Genomic DNA, 18737 nt, shown 5'->3' with positions numbered 1-18737 from the left:
CCAGTGCGTCGGTCCCGATCATGGGCGGAGTGCATCGGCGCAGTTCGTCTCCCTGAGGCCTGACGAGATCGGCCGCACAACGAACGATGCGCCGGATCGGAGACCGTTCTCCGAACCGGCGCATCGTGTCATTTCCGGCGCATCATGCGACGCTCCGCGGCGGAGGGGAGCACCCGGAAGGGAGGGCACACCGGAAGGGTGCAGAGGAGGACAGGTGCACCGGCACGGACGGCGTACCGAATGGTGGAGTACGAAGCTCAGTGGCCCTGCTCGGCGAGCCGCGCGATGGCCTCCTGCACGAGCCGGTCGGCGTCGGCGGCGGAACCCCAGGCATCCACCTTGACCCATTTGCCTGGCTCGAGGTCCTTGTAGTGCTCGAAGAAGTGCTGGATCTCGTTCTTCGTGTACTCCGGAATGTCGTCGACGTCCTGGATGTGCGTCCAGCGCGGATCCTTGTACTGCACCGCGATGATCTTGTCGTCGCCCCCGGCCTCGTCGCTCATGTGCAGCACGCCCACCGGGCGCACCTTGACGCCGACACCCGGGAACAGCGGGTAGTCCAGCAGCACGAGCACGTCGAGAGGGTCGCCGTCTTCGCCGAGCGTGTTCTCGAAGAACCCGTAGTCGGTGGGATAGCTGAAGTTGGTGAAGAGAACGCGGTCCAGGTACACGCGACCCGACTCGTGGTCGACCTCGTATTTGTTGCGGCTGCCGCGCGGAATCTCGATGACGGCGTCGTAGTCGGCCATGGTGCTCCATTCGTGGGATGCCAGGATGCCCGCGTCGGGTGAACTCGTCACCGCGCGGCGATTACCAATCTACCGGCCGCGATTCGCGTGCATTTCTCAGGACCCAGCCGGTCTGTGTCGTGTGCGGCTCCCGGAATTCCGGTGCGGATGTACGGCGAGGCACGTGACTCTCCTGAGTTACGCACCGAGGGTCACCCAACCGACGGCCATGCACTGCGGGTTTATGCACTGAGGGTTATGCACCGACGGCTATGCAGCGAGGTGGGTCGTCGACCGACGGCGTGACGACGGCGGGCCGGCCGCATAGCGTGGAGTCGTGACCGAAACACGCCACCGCCCGCGCCTCACCCCGCCGATCGCCGACGTGCGTCGGGCGGTGCGAGAGGCGCTGGCATCCGAGGTGGGCCGGGGCGCACTGGTGCTCGTAGGGCTCTCGGGCGGGGCCGACTCGCTCGCGCTGGCGGCGGGAGCAGGTTTCGAGGGGCCGCGTGCGGGCATCCGGGTGGGTGCCGTGATCGTGGACCACGGGCTGCAGGATGCCTCAGCCGAGACGGCCGATCGGGCGCGCGAGCAGGCGGTCGCGCTCGGGCTCGACCCCGTGCTGGTCAAGCGCGTCGAGGTCGGCGCGGAGGGCGGTCCGGAGGCGGCCGCGCGAGAGGTGCGGCACGCGGCGTTCGCCGAGGCGCTGCGCGAGACGGATGCCTCGCACGTGCTCCTCGCGCACACCCTCGACGATCAGGCGGAGACCGTGCTGCTCGGGCTGGCGCGCGGCTCCGGCGCTGCGAGCCTGCAGGGGATGGCGTCGGCGTCCGGAAGCGTACTCCGGCCGCTGCTCGGTGTGCGGCGCGAGACGACCCGGCAGGCCTGCCTCGACGCCGGGCTCACGCCGTGGGACGACCCGCACAACCTCGACCTCTCTTATGCGCGCGTGCGCGTGAGGCGGAACGTGCTGCCGGTGCTCGAGCGTGAACTGGGCCCTGGCGTTGCGGAGGCGTTGGCGCGCACGGCCGAGCAGCTGCGCGAGGATGCCGAAGCGTTCGACGAGATGATCGAGGAGGTCATCGAGGACATCTGCGAGCCTGCAGAAGCCGGCATCGCGGTGTCGGTGCGTGCGCTCGAGGCGAATCCCACGGCGTTGCGCAACCGCATCATCCGGTTCGTCGTTCACAGCGAGTTCGGTGTCGCGCTGGAGCGGGTGCACGTGCTCGGCGTGGCACGCCTGGTGACCGACTGGCACGGCCAGAAGCCCCTGGATCTGCCCGGCGGCATCCGCGCTGCTCGAGGCGGCGGGCACATCGTGTTCTCCACGACCGGTTCGACGGAGCTGCTGCCGCACGACCACTGAAGGCCGCCGGCTGGGCCTGTGCCCCGCTGGCCAGGCCCGTGCTCCCGCCGGCCAGGCCCGTGCTCCCGCCGGTTGAGCCTGTCGAAACCTGCCGGTGGTTGCGCGCGTCCCTCCCGCTGGTTCAGCCCCTGCCCCGCTGGTTGAGCTTGTCGAAACCCCACCCGGCCGCGTGGTCTCCACGAGCTCGACCAGCGAGGTCTTCGACGAGGTCAACCGCGGCAAGGCCGTGCGAGGATTGTCTGCATGCTGCCAGAAGACATCGAAGGCGACCTCACGGAGGTGCTCGTCACCGAGGAGCAGATCAACACGCGTCTGGGTGAGCTGGCGGCACAGATCGACGCGGACTATGCGGGCAAAGACGTGCTCCTGGTCGGTGTGCTCAAGGGTGCCGTGATGGTGATGGCCGACCTGGCGCGGGCGCTCAGCATCCCGATCAACATGGACTGGATGGCCGTGAGCTCGTACGGCGCCAGCACGAAGTCGAGCGGTGTCGTGCGCATCCTGAAAGACCTCGACTCCGAGCTCGCCGATCGGCACGTGCTCATCGTCGAGGACGTCATCGACTCCGGGGTGACCCTCTCCTGGCTGCGCGAGAACCTGGTGTCGCGTGGGCCGGCATCCGTCGAGATCTGCGCGCTGCTGCGCAAACCGGATGCCGCCAAGGTCGCAGTCGATGTCAGGTATGTGGGTTTCGAGATCCCGAACGACTTCGTGGTGGGGTACGGGCTCGACTTCGCCGAGCGCTACCGCAACCTGCGTTCGGTGGGGATCCTGGCGCCGCACGTCTACGAGTAGGGCGGATTCGGCCGGCCGCGACGCAAGACGCTCCACGTTTCGGCTGCTTCGCTTGCGAAACAAGCGCAGCCGTGCGAAGAGCCGACGGCGGTGCACCGGTCTCCAGCGCACAAGGAAAACACTACGCACGCCGTCGGCGAACACGCAGACGACCCTCAGCGGCGTGGCGGTACCCTGACAGCACCATGAACCTCAAAAAGATCTTCCGCGGCCCCATTCTGTGGATCGTGCTCGCGGTCGTCATCGTGTGGATCGGCTCCAGCCTGATCACGATGAATGGGTACAAGTCCGTCACGACAGAGCACGGCCTCCAGCTGCTCAAGGACGGCAAGGTCAGCGAGGCGACGATCGTGGACACCGATCAGCGGGTGGACATGACGTTGAAGAAGGCGGACGGCAACAACGGCACAGCGGTGCAGTTCTACTACGTCGCCCCGCGTGGTGCCGCCGTGGTGGACGCCGTCACGAATGCCGACCTGCCGAAGGGCTACAACGACCAGGTACCGCAGCCCAGCTGGTGGTTGTCCGCGCTGAGCATCCTGCTTCCGGTCGTGCTGATCGGCGCCTTCTTCTGGCTCATGCTCTCCGGTATGCAAGGCGGCGGCAACAAGGTCATGCAGTTCGGCAAGTCGCGCGCGAAACTGGTCTCGAAGGAGAGCCCGAAGGTCACGTTCGACGATGTCGCCGGCAGTGACGAGGCCATCGAAGAGCTGCAGGAGATCAAGGACTTCCTCAAGGAGCCGGCCAAGTTCCAGGCGGTCGGCGCGCGCATCCCGAAGGGTGTGCTGCTGTACGGCCCTCCGGGAACCGGTAAAACACTGCTCGCGCGCGCCGTCGCAGGCGAGGCAGGCGTTCCGTTCTACTCGATCTCGGGTTCCGACTTCGTCGAGATGTTCGTCGGCGTCGGCGCCAGCCGTGTGCGCGACCTGTTCGATCAGGCCAAGCAGAACGCGCCGGCCATCATCTTCGTCGACGAGATCGACGCCGTCGGCCGCCACCGTGGGGCGGGCCTCGGCGGCGGGCACGACGAGCGCGAGCAGACGCTGAACCAGCTGCTCGTGGAGATGGACGGCTTCGACGTCAAGACGAACGTCATCCTGATCGCGGCGACGAACCGTCCCGACATCCTCGACCCGGCACTGTTGCGTCCCGGCCGCTTCGACCGCCAGATCGGCGTGGATGCGCCCGACCTGCTGGGCCGCAAGAAGATCCTGGAGGTGCACGGACGAGGCAAGCCGCTGGCATCCGGGGTCGACCTCGAGGTCGTCGCCCGCAAGACCCCGGGCTTCACCGGGGCCGACCTGGCCAACGTGCTCAACGAGGCCGCGCTGCTGACCGCTCGCTCGAACGCCCAGCTGATCGACAACCGTGCGCTAGACGAAGCCATCGACCGCGTCATCGCCGGCCCGCAGCGGCGTACCCGGATCATGAAGGATCAGGAGAAGCTGATCACCGCGTACCACGAGGGCGGCCACGCACTCGCGGCGGCCGCGATGCGGCACACCGACCCGGTGACGAAGATCACGATCCTGCCGCGCGGTCGCGCCCTCGGGTACACGATGGTGCTGCCGCTGGAAGACAAGTACTCCGTCACGCGCAACGAGCTGCTCGACCAGCTGGCGTACGCGATGGGCGGCCGCGTCGCCGAGGAGGCCGTCTTCAAGGACCCGACCACCGGCGCATCGAACGACATCGAGAAGGCGACAGGGATCGCTCGCAAGATGGTCACCGAGTACGGCATGAGCTCCGACATCGGGTCCGTGAAACTGGGCCAGTCGTCTGGAGAGATGTTCCTCGGCCGCGACATGGGGCATCAGCGCGACTACTCCGAGCGCATCGCCGAGCGGGTGGATGAGGAGGTGCGCGCGCTGATCGAGAAGGCGCACGACGAGGCGTGGCAGGTCATCAACGACAACCGCGACATCCTCGACCGCCTCGCGCGGGAGCTGCTCGAGAAGGAGACGCTCGACCACCACCAGATCGCGGAGATCTTCAAAGACGTGCGGAAGCTCCCGGAGCGTCCCGAGTGGGTTTCGGCCGCGGGCCGCGTCTCGCCGGGCATCCCGCCGATCGCGTTCCCGAAGCCCGAGACGGCACCGATCGACCCAGGCGTGGTGGACGGCGACGTCGACTCGAGCCCGGGTAAGCCGAAGCGGTCGCGTCAGATCAAGCCGCGCCCCGCGACGGCGTAGGGCGTGCAGGGCCCTCACTCCGGTGGGGGCCCGCGTGTGCTCGACAACGACACGTTCTTCTTTCCCACGATCTGTTCTTCAGAGAGGCGCGATGGGCATCGACCGTGAACGGATCGAAGCGGCCGTCGCCGAACTCCTCGCCGCCATCGGCGAGGATGTCACGCGCTCCGGCCTGAAGCAGACGCCGTCGCGGGTCGCCGACTCCTACGAGGAGTTCTTCGGCGGTCTCGCCCTCGACCCGGTCGAGCCACTGCGCGAGACGGTGCCGCTAGGCGACAGCGACGCCGAGACCGTACTGCTGAGAGACATCCGCTTCCGTTCGATGTGCGAGCACCACCTGCTGCCCTTCATGGGCGTCGCCCACCTCGCCTACCTGCCGCGGAACCGCGTCGTAGGTCTCGGTCGGCTGCCGAAGGTGGTGGAGATCCTCGCCGCGCGTCCTCAGCTGCAGGAGCGTCTGACCGAGGAGATCGCCGACACGTTCGTGGAGGGGCTCGATCCGCGCGGCGTGCTCGTCGTGCTGGATGCGACACACGCCTGCGTCACCGCCAGGGGAGCCAGGCAGGTGAGCGCCTCCACCGTGACCATCGCGAGCCGGGGCGAGCTCGGCGACCCCGTCGTGCGTGCCGAGCTCATCGCCTTGATCGGCCGGGGGCTGCAGTGACCCGCATCATGGGCGTGCTCAATGTGACGCCGGACTCCTTCAGCGATGGCGGCCGATGGGCTTCGACGGATGCCGCCATCGCCCACGGCGTCGAGCTCGCCGAGCAGGGTGCCGACATCGTCGACGTGGGCGGGGAGTCCACGCGTCCCGGCGCCGAACGCGTGCCGGTGCCGGCGGAGCTGGGGCGCGTGCTGCCGGTGGTTCGCGAACTGGCGGGCCGGGGCATCCGCGTCAGCATCGACACCATGAACAGCGAGACGGCGATGGCCGCTGTGGATGCCGGCGCGCAGATCGTGAACGACGTCTCCGGCGGGCTCGCAGACCCGTCGATGGGGCCCTTCGTGGCGGAACGCGGCCTCGACTACGTGGTGATGCACTGGCGCGGGCACAGCCGCAGCATGAACGACCTCGCCACCTACACGGATGCCGCGCGCGAGATCCGCGAGGAACTGTTCCGCCGAGTGGATGCCCTCGAAGCGCAGGGCGTCGCGGCGCAGCGCATCATCGTGGACCCGGGCCTCGGATTCGCCAAGAACTCCGAACACAACTGGGACGTGCTGCGCCACCTGCGCGAGTTCGAGTCCGCCGGTCTGCCGGTGCTGCTCGGGGCATCCCGCAAGCGCTTCCTGGCCGACCTGATGTGGGAGGGCGCGACGCCGCAGGATCGCGACCTGCCCAGTGCCGTCGTCGCCGCGCTCGCCGCCCGTGACGGCGTGTGGGGCGTTCGGGTGCACGACGTGGTGTCCACCCGCATCGCGCTCGATGTGGTGCGCTCGTGGGTGGGCGAGGAGAGGATGGTGCGATGAGCGACCGCATCACACTGACCGGCATCCGGGTGCGCGCCCATCACGGCGTCTTCGAGTTCGAGCGTACCGAGGGCCAGGACTTCGTGATCGATGTGACGGCATGGCTCGATCTCGGGCCGGCGGCGCGCGGCGACGAGCTGGCGGCAACGGTGCACTACGGCGAGCTCGCCGAGGCAGTGGCGGCGGCGGTGGCGTCCGATCCGGTGGATCTCATCGAGACCGTCGCGGAGCGCATCGCCCGCGTCGTGCTGTCGTTTCCGGTGCAGCGCACGGAGATCACCGTGCACAAGCCGAATGCTCCGATCGCGGTGCCGTTCACAGATGTCGCCGTCACCATCGGGCGAGACCGTGCCTGGGCCGATGATCCTGCGGCCGGCACGGGCGGCTCGGTAGAGGGGCCGCCGGTCGAGGGAGCACCGTCGTGATCGCGAAACCACAGCGCATGCGCCCGCTCGAGCCTGCGGTGATCGCGTTCGGCAGCAACCTGGGCGACCGCGAGGCGACCATCAGGGCCGCGCTCGACGACCTCGCGCAGACACCGGGCGTGCGCCTGGATGCCGTCTCTGAGTTCCTGGAGACCGCCGCCGTGCGGCTGGAGGGCGTCGACGAAGAGGCGCCCCGCTACCTCAACGGCGTGGCACTCGTCTCGACGGCGCTCGACCCGCACGCGCTTCTCGACGAGTTGCACCGCATCGAGGATGCCCACGGCCGCGTCCGCATCGAACGCTGGGGTGATCGCACGCTCGATCTGGACCTCATCGCAATCGGCGGCAGAGCGCTGCACGATGCGCGACTGACGCTGCCGCACCCGCGGGCATCCGAGCGGGAGTTCGTGCTCGCGCCCTGGCTCGACCTGGACCCCGACGCCGAGCTGCCTGGACTGGGACGGGTGGATGCCCTGCTCGCCGGGCTGCGGGCATCCGCACTGCGGGCATCCGCACTGCGGGCATCCGCACTGCGGGCATCCGCACTGCGGGCATCCGCACTGCGGGCATCCGCACTGCGGGCATCCGCCGATTCCCCAGACGGTACCGCGCCGAAGCCTGGCGCACACGAGAACGAGGCCGCATCGTGAGGCGCACAGGGCCCGCGGCGCTGATCGCACTCGGCCTGATCGGCGTCGGCATCGGCTACGTGCTCGAGGTGGCGCTGGTCGCGGCGGGATCAGCGATGCTCATTCCGCCGATCTCGCTGTCGATAACACTCGTGGCGATCGGCGTGATCGTGGTGTTGCTGGCGATCCCGATCCGCCGAGCCGTGCGCAGCAAGGTCAAGGTGCACGTCGACCCGTTCCGTGCAATGCGCATCGCCGTGCTCGCCAAGGCGTGCAGTCTGGTCGGCGGTCTGCTCACAGGCACCGGGATCGGGGTCGTGGTCTACGTGCTGACACGTCCCGTGCCTGCCACGTCGGATTCTCTCTGGCTCAGCATCGTGGCCGCGGTGAGCGCGGTCATCCTGCTGGTAGGCGGCCTCATCGCCGAGTTCTTCTGCACGCTGCCGCCGCCGAAGGATGAGAAGGCGGAGCACGCCGAGCACGCCCCGGCGCACTGAGGCCGGCGCGAAGGGCGCACTCGCGTGCTCAACGGTACGTTCGCCGTGCTGTCGCGTGCCCGTTCCGCTGTGGTTTGCGCAGGTTCGTCGTGCCTGCGCGCGGCAAGTCTGCTCGACCACTGCGGGAGTGGTTGTGCGGCACAATGTACGGATGAGCGTGGATCTGGACGAGTTGCGGCGCCTGCGCAGGGCCCGCGACCGCATGGATCGCGACTACGCGCAGCCGCTCGACGTGCCTGCTCTTGCTGCGACCGCGTTGATGTCGCCCGCGCACTTCAGCCGCCGGTTTCGTGACGAGTACTCCGAGACGCCCTACTCCTACCTGATGACCCGTCGCATCGAACGCGCGAAGGAACTGCTGCGTCGCCGCGATCTCAGCGTGACGGATGCCTGCTTCGCGGTCGGATGCTCCAGCCTCGGCTCGTTCTCGTCCCGGTTCACCGAGCTGGTCGGCGAGACGCCGTCGGCGTACCGTGCGCGTAGCCACCCGGAACTGGACGCCTTCACCTCGTGCCAGGCCATGGTGCTGACCAGGCCGCGACGCGCGGACGGTCGCGCGCCGCTCGAGGAGCTCGTGCTCGCCGAGGGGTAGGCTCCGGCGAGGTTGCCGGAGACGAGCAGTTTCGGAGAAGCCACGGTGCCGGCATCCGCCTAGCGTTGAGGTCATGACAGTAGCCATCAGCGGCGTGCACGTGCTGGTCGACGACCCGCAGGCAGCCCTTCCCTTCTACCGCGACATCCTCGGCCTGACCGTGAAGAACACCGTCGAAAACGGCGGCTTCACGTGGATCACGCTGACCACGCAGAGCCAGCCCGAGATCGAGATCGTGCTCGAGCAGCCGCACGCCGGCCGCTCACAGGAGAACGGCGACGCGGTCGCCGCGCTCCTGGCGAAGGGCGAACTGCAGATGCTGCAGCTGCGTGCCGATGACCTCGCCAGCACCTTCGACAAGCTGGTGGCATCGCCGGGCGTGGAGGTGCTGCAGGAGCCGACCGACCAGTTCTGGGGCGTCAGGGACGCTGCGGTGCGCGATCCCAGCGGCAATCTGATCCGCATCGCTCAGGCCTGACGCGAAACCCCGGTCACCTCTCGCCGGTTGAGCGTGTCGCGACCCCGGTCCCCTCTCGCCGGTTGAGCGTGTCGCGACCCCGGTCCCCTCCCGCCGGTTGAGCGTGTCGAAACCCCGGTCACCTCTCGCCGGTTGAGTGTGTCGAAACCGGGCCAGATGCGGGTCTGGTTTCGACAAGCGCCTCCGGCGCTGTTCAACCGGCGGGAGAGCGGCTGACGGGTTCGCTCAGTCGCGGGTGCGGCGGTCGATGCGGCGCACGAGCATCCACGCAAGGGGCAGCAGCGCGGCGGCGATCGCCCACTTCACGACACCGCCGACGATGAACGGCGTGAATCCGGCGGCCATGACCGCCGCGAACGAGTGCGGGAGCCCGAGGTTCGCGAGCACCACGGCGAGGTACGGGAGGCCGAACAGGAACGGCACCAGGCTGGCGGCGAAGAACCCCGCGGCGGCGAGCACGGGGCGACGGTCCCAGGCACGCTCGGACAGCCATCCGATCAGTGCGGCAGCAGGGACGAACCCGATGATGAAGCCGAAGCTCGGCAGCAGCACGGATGCCGGTCCGCCGGTGAACTCGGCGAAGATGGGCAGGCCGGCGACCCCCAGCACCATGTACAGCGCAAGGGATGCCGCGCCCCGCCAGGCACCGAGGCTCGCCCCCACGAGCAGAACGGCCAGCGTCTGCCCCGTGACCGGCACCGGCCACAGCGGCACCGAGATCTGCGCCGAGATGGCCACGATCGCGGTACCGCCGGCGATCAGAAGTGCGTTCGCGACGGCGCTTCGCGGCACGACGCGATCGGCGAGCGTGGGGACGAGGCGCGGGGCCGAAGTTGCTGAGGACACGGGGGTCTCCTTGCATCGAACGAGCGGGGATGCTCCCCGCCGGCGAGCAGGGGGACGCTCCCCAATCTAGGCGGCCGCTCGTCGCGGAGCGAGGTGAGAGTTCGGACATTCGTTCGGCGAGTTCTTTGGTCGATGTCACCAAACGACCTGCGTTTCCATTCAGGTCGCAGCTTTCGTCGGCCACAAGCGGCCGAACCGACGAAACGTGCGACCCGGAGCGGAGGGGATGACGCACCGCCGTCGCTCCCCCACCGACCGCTACACGGTGCGCGGGCCTCGCGCACCGTGGGCCCAGTAGTCAGTACTCGCGTGGCGCGCTCGACTGACTCCATCGGCTCGGCTGAGCACGCAAGCGTGCTCAGCTCTCACCTCAGTACCATGGATGGCACGATCGCTGTCATGGCGATCCCGCGTCGGGTCCACAACCCCATCGCCGGAACGAGGAGCCACTGTGTCGCAACGACTGGACGCCGCTGCGCTCGAGGCGGCGCAATGGCGGCGGGTGTCGCCGAAGTACGTCGTGGTCGTGATCGTCGGATCGCTGATCGGCGGAGTCGTCGCCGCAGCTATCGCGGTGTTCGCCTGGCTCGTGCTGCACTGGTGGTGGGCGTGGATCGCGCTCGTGATCATCGCCGTCATCACCATCGCACAACTCATCATCGCCCCGCGCCGGGCACACGCCATCGGCTACGTGCTGCGTGACGATGATCTGCTGATCAAACGCGGCATCATGTTCCAGCGGTTCGTCGCCGTGCCGTATGGACGCATGCAGCTGCTCGACATCGAGCGCGGACCGGTCGACCGCGCGCTGGGGCTCGCCGAGCTCAGGTTCGTGACGGCGGCGGCATCGAGCCGGGTGTCGATCCCCGGACTCGTCGATTCGGATGCCGCCTGGCTGCGCGATCGCCTCGTCGAGCTCGCCGAGACGCGCAGGTCGGGTCTGTGACTCGGCCCGTGAGTCAGGCATACACCGAGGCGACAGGGCTCGCCGACGGCGAATGGCACCGGATGCACAAAGCGACGCCGCTTCTGCGCGGCGGGATCGCGATCGTCTTCGTCGCTGGCGTCATCATCGCCAACCTGCGCGAGCGCATCATCAGCTTCTTTCTGGGCACACCGGACTACCCCTCCGGCGACCCGATCGACGCGATCGTGCGACACAACTTCGTGTGGCCTGCGATCGGGATCGCTGTCGTCGTGATCGCCGCGTGCGTCGGCGTCTTCGCGCTGTCGTGGCGCGTGCAGACGTTCCGGGTGACGCACCAGGCGGTGGAGCTGCGCAGCGGCATCCTGCGCAGGCAGGAGCGCAAGGCGCGACTGGACCGCATTCAGGGCATCAACGTGCAGCGCCCCGTGTTCGCGCGCATCTTCGGCGCCGCGAAACTCGAGATCGTGGTCGCCGGCCACGACGCGAACCTGTATCTGAGCTATCTGCCGTCGAAGGTGATCGAGACGTTGCGGCGCGAGATCCTGCGGCTCGCGTCAGGTGTTCGTGCGCCCGCGCCGGCCGAAGCAGGGCCGGCAGAAGCAGGGCGGGCCGAAGCAGGACAGATCGAGGAGGGGCAAGGTGCGCAGGCCGTCGTGCCCACCGGCGCGCCAGTAGAGAGCGGGCCGAAGCAGGTGTCGTTGCGGGGCGCGCTCGCGGACCGCGTCGACGAGTTCATCTCTCCTGCCGACCTCGACCCGGATGCCGCGCCACCGGCATCCATCGTGCGCATGCACCCCGGCAGGCTGGCCGGTTCGCTGCTGCTGAGCGCTCCGACACTGGTCATGTTCGCCGTGCTCGTCGCCATGATCGCCGGAGCCTCGACCGGGCGACTGTGGCTGATCATCATCATCTTCCCGATGGTGCTGAGCCTCGGCGGCCTGTTCATCCGCCGGTTCACGAAGGCGTTGCGCTACAACATCGCGGGCAGCGACCAGGGCGTGCGCATCGGCTTCGGCCTGCTCACCACGAGCAGCGAGACCATTCCGCCGCGGCGCATCCATGCTGTCGAGCTGGTGCAGCCGCTGGCTTGGAGGCCATTCGGCTGGTGGCAGATGCGCATGAACACCGCCGGCCACACGCGAGGCAAGAACTCGGCGGGCGAGGCGCGCACGACGACCCTGCCGGTGGGAAGCATCCGCGACGTGCAGCGCGTGCTGCCGCTGCTGCTCCCTGGCATGAACACCGTGCTGCGGGATGCCATAGCGCACGCGGGAATGGATGCCCACGCCGACCAGTCCGTGTTCTCGTCCGCGCCGGGCAGGGGTGCTTGGCTGCGCCCGTTCTCGTGGCGCAAAACCGGCTACACGATCGCCGACGGCGTGATCGTGCTGCGGCACGGGGCGGTCTGGCGGCGCATCGTGTTCGTGCCGTTGGCGCGCATGCAGAGTGTGGAGGTGGAGCAGGGACCCGCGCGGCGCATCCTCGACCTCTCCTCCGCCGACATTCACCTCATCGACGGCCCGGTGCACGCGAAGGTTCCCGTGATGGGCACTCGTGCAGCCGAGGAGCTCTTCGCGTTGGCCAGTGCAGGCGCGATCGCCTGGGCCGACGCCGAAACGGGAGGAGAGTCCTGATGGCCGCACGATCGGGGCGCCTGGGCGTCGGAATCGTGGGCGCCGGCCACGTCGGCCCGGTGCTCGGGGCGGCGCTCGCCGGAGCGGGCCACGCCATCGTGGGAATCGCGACGGCGAGCGAACGCAACCGGGAGCGGGCGGAGGCGCTGCTTCCCGGGGTGCCTGTGCTGAGCATCCCCGACCTCATCGAGCGGTCCGAGCTCGTGCTGCTGGCCGTGCCGGGCGGGCAGCTGCCGGAGCTCGTCAAAGGGCTTGCGCTGGCCGGCACCTGGCAAGCCGGTCAGCTCGTCGTGCACACCTCGCCTGAGCACGGCACGGGCGTACTGACGCCTGCGCTGCAGTGCGGCGCGATCCCGCTCGCCATCCATCCCGCCATGGTCTTCAGTGGAACGAGCCTCGATCTGGCTCGGCTCGCCGAGAGCTACTTCGCCGTCACCGCTCCCGCGCCGGTGCAGCCCATCGGGCAGGCGCTGGTCGTCGAGATGGGCGGCGAGCCGGTGATCGTCGAGGAGGACGACCGCCCCGCCTACGCGGAGGCGATCGCCACGGCCACCACGTTCTCACGCTCGATCGTCGAACAGGCATCCGGCATCCTGAGCCGGGCCGGCATCGAGAATGCCGGTGCCTATCTGTCGTCGCTGGTGCGGTCATCCGTGGACGAGGCGTTGCGGTGCGCCGGTGCGCCCACAGAGCTCGATGCGCTCGACGTGCCCGGGCTGCTCGAGGCCGCAGCCGCTTTCCCCGAGCCGCCGCAGCGGCCGGACCGGTACGATCCCGACCATCCCTCACGAACTGACGGAGACCGATGACCCCCATCTCATCCGCAACGCCCACCTCCTCCGCGACCCCTACCTCCTTGGCGGCCCCTGCTCCCTTCGCGACCGCCGCCCCGCCCGTCGCGACCACCATCGCGGGCATCCGCAGCATCGTGAAGGATGCCCGCGGGCACGGCGCCCGCGTCGCCCTCGCGCCGACGATGGGCGCGCTGCACGACGGCCACCTCGCGCTCGTGCGCCGGGCGCGCGAGCTCGCCGATCTCGTCGTCGTCTCGATCTTCGTGAACCCGCTGCAGTTCGGGCCGGGCGAGGACTTCGACCGCTACCCGCGCACCTGGGACGCCGACCTCGACGCCCTCGCGGCGCTGGCCGCGGACATCCCCGACGACGGCTCGTTCTCGGCCCAGGCGGAGAGCGCGCCACCACGTCGCCTCGTCGTGTTCGCACCCGGCGTGGACGAGATGTACCCAGACGGCCCGACACAGACCCGCATCAGCGGTGGCGAGGTCGCGACGCTGTTCGAGGGGGAGTCCCGGCCCGGCCACTTCGACGGCATGCTCACTGTCGTGGCGAAGCTGCTGAACTCCGTGCAACCGGATGCGGCCATGTTCGGCCAGAAAGACGCGCAGCAAGCCTTCCTCGTGCGCCGCATGGTCACCGACCTCAACCTGCCGGTTGCCATCGAGGCGGTTCCGACCGTGCGCGAGGCGGACGGCCTCGCCCTCTCCAGCCGCAACCGCTACCTGAGCGAGACGGCGCGGCGGGAGGCTGTCACGCTGTCCGCGGCGTTGCACGACGTCGCCGCGACAGCACCACAGGGCGCTGCGGACGCACTCGCTGCGGGACGCGCGCGCGCAACGGCATCCGCCGCGGTTAAGCTGGACTACCTGGCCATCGTCGACCCGCAGACCTTCCGTTCCGTTGACGAACGGTACCGCGGTTCCGCCCTCGCTCTGATCGCAGCCGAGGTGGACGGAACGCGGCTCATCGACAACGCGAGCGTGGTTCTCGGGTGAGGCACGCGCCCCCGACCGGCGGTCGACTCCGGCAACGTCGGTCGAGCCCGTCGGAACGATCAGAACCCACCGCCGGTCGAGCTATTCGAAACCGGTCCACCCACCACCGCCGGTTGAGCGCGTCGAAATCGGCAGAACCCACCACCGCCGGTTGAGCGCGTCGAAATCGGCAGAATCCACCACCGCCGGTTGAGCTAGTCGAAACCGGTCGAACCCACCACCGCCGGTTGAGCTAGTCGAAACCGGTCGAACCCACCACCGCCGGTTGAACTAGTCGAAACCGGCCGAACGAACGAAGAGAACGCATGGCGACCGACCAGCCCGGTGCTGACCTCACAGCCGACCTGGCCTCTGACGAATCGACCGCAGCCGAATCGGCCACACTCGAATCGGCCACCGACGAGATCGGCGAGCAGAAGGCCGTGCGGCTCGCCAAGCGGGAGCGGCTGATCGCCGAGGCGGATGCCGCGGGCGGCGCCTATCCGGTCGGCGTGCCGATCACGGCGGGCATTGCAGAGCTGCGCGAGAGGCACGGCGAACTGCAGGCGGATTCCTCCACCGGTGAGTTCGTGGGAATCGCTGGCCGCGTGGTGCACCTGCGCAATACCGGCAAACTGTGCTTCGCCGTGCTGCAGTCGGGTGGAGGGTCGCGCATCCAGGCGATGGTGTCGCTGAATTCGGTCGGCGAGGACTCGCTCGCCCGCTGGAAGGAACTCGTCGACCTCGGCGACCACGTGTTCGTGCATGGCGAGGTCATCTCGTCGCGTCGCGGAGAGCTCTCCATCATGGTCGACGAATGGGTGATCGCGGCGAAGGCGATCCTGCCGCTGCCGAACCTGCACAACGAGCTCTCCGAGGAGACGCGTGTGCGCAGCAGATACCTCGACCTGATTGCCCGTGATCAGGCCCGAACGAACGTAGTGAACCGGGCGAAGGCGGTCGCGTCGCTGCGCGCCACCTTCGCGTCGCGGGGCTTCACCGAGGTGGAGACGCCCATGCTGCAGACGATGCACGGTGGGGCATCCGCCCGCCCGTTCGTCACGCACTCGAACGCGTTCGACACCGAGCTCTTCCTGCGGATCGCGCCCGAGCTGTTCCTCAAGCGCGCCGTCGTCGGCGGCATCGACCGGGTGTTCGAGATCAATCGCAACTTCCGCAACGAGGGCGCGGACTCCACACACTCGCCCGAGTTCGCGATGCTAGAGGCGTACCAGGCGTACGGCGACTACAACACGATGGCCGAGCTGACGCAGACGCTCATCCAGGACGCCGCCTGGGCCACCAGCGGCGGGCACGTCGTCACCTGGGCCGACGGCACCGAATACGACCTCGGCGGCGAGTGGGACTCGGTGTCGATGTACGAGAGCCTCACGGATGCCCTCACCGAGGCCGTCGCATCCGGTCGCGTTCCCTGGACCGGCGGTACCGACATCACGCCGGGGACGCCCCTGAACGAGCTGGCGGCCCTGGCGGAGCTGCTCGAGCTCGAGGTGAGGCATCCGATCCACGGCAAGTACGTCGAGGAGCTGTGGGAGCACTTCGTGAAGGGCGGCCTTCGGCGGCCGACCTTCGTGCGGGACTTCCCGGTGGACACCTCGCCGCTCGTGCGTGCGCACCGCTCCAAGGCCGGCGTCGTGGAGAAGTGGGACCTCTACATCCGCGGCTTCGAGCTCGCCACCGGATACTCGGAACTCGTCGACCCCGTCGTGCAGCGAGAGCGCTTCGTCGAGCAGGCCACGCTCGCCGCCCAGGGCGACGACGAGGCGATGCGCCTCGACGAGGAGTTCCTGCGCGCCCTCGAGTTCGGCATGCCGCCCACGGGAGGCATGGGCATGGGCATCGACCGCCTGCTGATGGCGCTCACCGGGCTGGGCATCCGCGAGACCATCCTGTTCCCTCTGGTGAAGTAGGCCCGCACGGCGTGTTACCCGCCCTGCCGCCGGCTCGGCCCGCCCGCACCGCGCCACCCCGCCCTGCCGCCGGCTCGGCCCGCCCGCAGCGCCCGCACCGCGTGCACCCCGCCCGCCCGGCCCGCCGCCCTGACGGCCGGTCGGCTCTGCGCCCGCGCCAGTTCCGTCAACATGACTGTCCGCGCTCTCCCGCCCAGAACAGGACGGATTGGCATGTTCTCGGGCTGATGTACTGTTGGCGCCTCCTCCGTCGACCGTCAATCCTGTCGTCCACGGCCCGTCGCCCACAGACCCCTGCCGGCTGACGTTGTCCACACAACGGCGGATGTCTGGACCCTGCCATGCGTCGTACACCCACCATCGAGCTCATGGGATCGAACGTGGCGGTGGAATTGAAGCGGCGCGGTGGCCTGGCGACGCGCCGACAGCTGAGAGATGCCGGCTGCAGCAAGAACTCGATCGCGGCCTTCGCACGATCGGGGCACGCTCGAGTGGTGAGACGCTGCTGGCTGGCGGCAGGTGCGCGACTCGATGCCGTGCGCGCCGTCGAGCTCGGCGGGGCGCTCGCCGCAGGCAGCGCTCTCCGAGCTCTGGGTGTGTGGGTATCGCATGACCAAGGTCTTTGCGTAGCCGTGCCCGGGTCGGCGAGCCGCCTGCCATCACTCCGCGCGGGCGAGCTGCGCATCCGCCAACGAGACTTCGCGCGCGCTGTTGGCGCGCCCTGGCGTGTGCCCACCGTGACGGCACTGGCGCAGCTGGCCAGGAGGGAAGAGGTGCTCCACGCCGTCGCCTCGATCGACAGTGCGTTGCATATCGGGGCGATCTCCCGGCACCAGCTCGACCAGTTGTTCGCCGTGCTGCCTCGCCGCCTCAGACGGATGCGAACGCTTCTGGATGCTCGAGCAGAGTCGGGTATCGAGTCCATCCTCCGCGTGGCACTTGTGCTTGCCGGCATGCGGGTCGACGTGCAAGTGCGCATTCCGGGTTGCGGACGCGTCGACCTCGTCGTCAACGGCTGGCTCGTCATCGAGACCGATGGCGACGCGTGGCATTCGACCCGGAGTCAGCGGGAACGGGACCGCGCTCGCGATGCGGCCCTCGTGCTTCGTGGGATGCGCCAGCACCGCTTCGGGCATGATCAGATCATGAACGACACCGACGGGTGCGTCGAGGTGGTCCGTGTGCTGCTCGCCGATGGCCGTCCCTAGCCCTGTCGACATGACATCTGCCCGGAAACATGCCGTTCCCTCATGTTCTCGGCGTGAGAGCGCGGACCGTCATGTTTTCGGGAGGGGGACGACGAGAGGCGGAGGGGAAGGTGGCGGCGCATGCCCGGGCGGCGGACCAGCGGGCCAGCGGGAAGGGCTGTCGGCGAGTGCTAGTGCTGCTGGAAACGCTTCAGGTGCTCCTGCGTGAGCTCGTCCATCTGCTCATCGGTGAGATCGTCCATCTGCTTGGCCTCGTGCTTGTCGGTGTGCATCCAGCGCACGAACAGCACGATGAGCACCGGGATGTCTGCCAACTCGGCGATGAACCACAGGAAGTCGCCCGACAGATGCTGGTCATGCAACGGATTGGGGAACCACCCCGGTAGAGCGCCCGTGATCGCGGGAGCGTGGTCGAGCACGGTCTCGTTGAGGCGCAGCAGGATTCCGGGGATGGCATCCATCACCAGCTCCACGAACGCCAGCATGAACTCCGCAGTGATGAACAGGCTGGTGCGCAGCAGCCCGCTGTCGGTCACGGGCAGCACCATCAGCAGCCCGATGAGTGGAACGCCGATCGTGATTCCGGCCCCCCAGCCCGGATCAAGGCGAAGCGTCGCCGCGAACGGTGTGAGGAACAGGCAGAACCCGATCAGCGCGACGACCGGCGCGAAGATCGCGTTGCCCATGAGCCGGATGGGCCACGAACTCAGGATGCGCTCCAGCACCCGCGCGGACACCCCCGACGTGGCGGCCCGCGCCAGTGAGACGGGTCGGCCGAGGGCCAGCAGGCCGGGCACCACGAAGAGCAGGAACGCCACCCGGGTGGTGAACGCCCAGCGCAACTCGACGCTCCACGTGCCGAGGAACCCGAACTCGAGCCACGCGTACGACCCGAGCCCGAGCACGTAGAACGCGAAGGTCGGCCATGCCGGCCACTTCACGCCGTTGCGCCGCGCGTAGAAGATGCCGAGGCCGTAGAGCACGCCGCAGAACACGATCACCCCGAACGCATACGGGTTGAACGAGAAGGTGGTGAGGAACGTCAGTACGTCAGGCGTGGGTGGCTCCGGGGGGACGAGCGAAACGGGCGTGCCCGGCCATTATCCGCCGCGATCCTTGGAGGGCACCGCCGATTGAGTCCACACCACACCGTCGGAAGGGCAGAGCGCACCGACGATTGAGCGGCCCCGTGCGCCGGTGCGGCGCACGTTCCTGGTGGGGGGTAGATGCTGTCGCGCAGCTCGCGT

The 18737-nt window shown here is 68.7% G+C and carries 19 protein-coding genes; 16 read left to right on the top strand and 3 right to left on the bottom strand.

Annotated features, from left to right (window positions below; translation table 11 throughout):
• Positions 1-257: 257 nt before the first annotated feature.
• Entirely contained in the window at positions 258-749 is a 492-nt protein-coding gene (gene ppa, locus ACYVDK_RS15540; RefSeq protein WP_460523683.1) for an inorganic diphosphatase, read from the bottom strand.
• A 316-nt stretch (positions 750-1065) separates the two neighbouring features.
• Here ppa and tilS point away from each other — a divergent pair, with 316 nt between their 5' ends.
• From tilS to ACYVDK_RS15490, 10 genes are all read left to right on the top strand, one after another.
• Complete coding sequence (tilS, locus tag ACYVDK_RS15535) at positions 1066-2094, top strand: tRNA lysidine(34) synthetase (RefSeq protein ID WP_460523372.1); 1029 nt, start codon at positions 1066-1068, stop codon at positions 2092-2094.
• Positions 2095-2337: 243 nt separating this feature from the next.
• Entirely contained in the window at positions 2338-2889 is a 552-nt protein-coding gene (gene hpt / locus ACYVDK_RS15530) for a phosphoribosyltransferase (RefSeq protein ID WP_460523370.1), read from the top strand.
• Between the two features lie 185 nt (positions 2890-3074).
• Positions 3075-5081, top strand: a complete 2007-nt coding sequence (ftsH, locus tag ACYVDK_RS15525; protein ID WP_460523368.1) for an ATP-dependent metallopeptidase FtsH/Yme1/Tma family protein — start codon at positions 3075-3077, stop codon at positions 5079-5081.
• A gap of 91 nt (positions 5082-5172) precedes the next feature.
• A complete protein-coding gene (gene folE, locus ACYVDK_RS15520) occupies positions 5173-5745 on the top strand; it encodes a GTP cyclohydrolase I (RefSeq protein WP_460523366.1) in 573 nt (190 codons plus the stop codon).
• Positions 5742-6551 carry a dihydropteroate synthase gene (folP, locus tag ACYVDK_RS15515; protein ID WP_460523364.1) on the top strand — a complete coding sequence of 270 codons (810 nt, stop codon included), beginning with the start codon at positions 5742-5744 and terminating at the stop codon, positions 6549-6551. The genes folE and folP overlap by 4 nt, the downstream gene beginning before the upstream one ends.
• On the top strand, positions 6548-6976 hold the full coding sequence (folB, locus tag ACYVDK_RS15510) for a dihydroneopterin aldolase (protein ID WP_460523362.1): 429 nt from the start codon (positions 6548-6550) through the stop codon (positions 6974-6976). Before folP ends, folB begins: the two co-directional genes overlap by 4 nt.
• Entirely contained in the window at positions 6973-7626 is a 654-nt protein-coding gene (folK, locus tag ACYVDK_RS15505; RefSeq protein WP_460523360.1) for a 2-amino-4-hydroxy-6-hydroxymethyldihydropteridine diphosphokinase, read from the top strand. Before folB ends, folK begins: the two co-directional genes overlap by 4 nt.
• On the top strand, positions 7623-8102 hold the full coding sequence (locus ACYVDK_RS15500) for a DUF3180 domain-containing protein (protein WP_460523358.1): 480 nt from the start codon (positions 7623-7625) through the stop codon (positions 8100-8102). Before folK ends, ACYVDK_RS15500 begins: the two co-directional genes overlap by 4 nt.
• A gap of 151 nt (positions 8103-8253) precedes the next feature.
• Positions 8254-8694, top strand: coding sequence for a helix-turn-helix transcriptional regulator (locus tag ACYVDK_RS15495; protein ID WP_460523356.1), 441 nt, complete (start codon positions 8254-8256; stop codon positions 8692-8694).
• A gap of 73 nt (positions 8695-8767) precedes the next feature.
• Complete coding sequence (locus tag ACYVDK_RS15490; RefSeq protein ID WP_460523354.1) at positions 8768-9172, top strand: VOC family protein; 405 nt, start codon at positions 8768-8770, stop codon at positions 9170-9172.
• A gap of 225 nt (positions 9173-9397) precedes the next feature.
• Here the strand turns inward: ACYVDK_RS15490 and ACYVDK_RS15485 are convergent, their stop codons facing one another.
• Positions 9398-10018 (bottom strand): biotin transporter BioY, encoded by a 621-nt coding sequence (locus tag ACYVDK_RS15485; RefSeq protein ID WP_460523352.1) that lies wholly within the window; start codon positions 10016-10018, stop codon positions 9398-9400.
• A 451-nt stretch (positions 10019-10469) separates the two neighbouring features.
• Between ACYVDK_RS15485 and ACYVDK_RS15480 the strand changes: the two genes are divergently transcribed.
• From ACYVDK_RS15480 to ACYVDK_RS15455, 6 genes are all read left to right on the top strand, one after another.
• The gene (locus ACYVDK_RS15480) at positions 10470-10964 is read left to right on the top strand and encodes a PH domain-containing protein (protein ID WP_460523350.1); all 495 of its coding nucleotides are present in this window, start codon (positions 10470-10472) and stop codon (positions 10962-10964) included.
• A gap of 8 nt (positions 10965-10972) precedes the next feature.
• Complete coding sequence (locus ACYVDK_RS15475) at positions 10973-12580, top strand: PH domain-containing protein (protein WP_460523348.1); 1608 nt, start codon at positions 10973-10975, stop codon at positions 12578-12580.
• Positions 12580-13389, top strand: coding sequence for a Rossmann-like and DUF2520 domain-containing protein (locus tag ACYVDK_RS15470; protein WP_460523346.1), 810 nt, complete (start codon positions 12580-12582; stop codon positions 13387-13389). Before ACYVDK_RS15475 ends, ACYVDK_RS15470 begins: the two co-directional genes overlap by 1 nt.
• A complete protein-coding gene (gene panC / locus ACYVDK_RS15465; RefSeq protein ID WP_460523344.1) occupies positions 13386-14372 on the top strand; it encodes a 4-phosphopantoate--beta-alanine ligase in 987 nt (328 codons plus the stop codon). The genes ACYVDK_RS15470 and panC overlap by 4 nt, the downstream gene beginning before the upstream one ends.
• Before the next feature lie 305 nt (positions 14373-14677).
• The gene (lysS, locus tag ACYVDK_RS15460; protein WP_460523342.1) at positions 14678-16282 is read left to right on the top strand and encodes a lysine--tRNA ligase; all 1605 of its coding nucleotides are present in this window, start codon (positions 14678-14680) and stop codon (positions 16280-16282) included.
• Between the two features lie 368 nt (positions 16283-16650).
• On the top strand, positions 16651-17490 hold the full coding sequence (locus ACYVDK_RS15455) for an endonuclease domain-containing protein (protein ID WP_460523340.1): 840 nt from the start codon (positions 16651-16653) through the stop codon (positions 17488-17490).
• 170 nt (positions 17491-17660) lie between these two features.
• On the opposite strand, the gene ACYVDK_RS15450 is transcribed toward ACYVDK_RS15455, so the two are convergent.
• Positions 17661-18491 carry a cytochrome c oxidase assembly protein gene (locus tag ACYVDK_RS15450; RefSeq protein WP_460523338.1) on the bottom strand — a complete coding sequence of 277 codons (831 nt, stop codon included), beginning with the start codon at positions 18489-18491 and terminating at the stop codon, positions 17661-17663.
• Positions 18492-18737: the final 246 nt, after the last annotated feature.

It is taken from the genome of Humibacter antri (genome assembly GCF_054777235.1).
The sequence above is the reverse complement of the archived record's forward strand: the minus strand, read 5'-3'. Positions and strand labels throughout refer to the sequence as shown.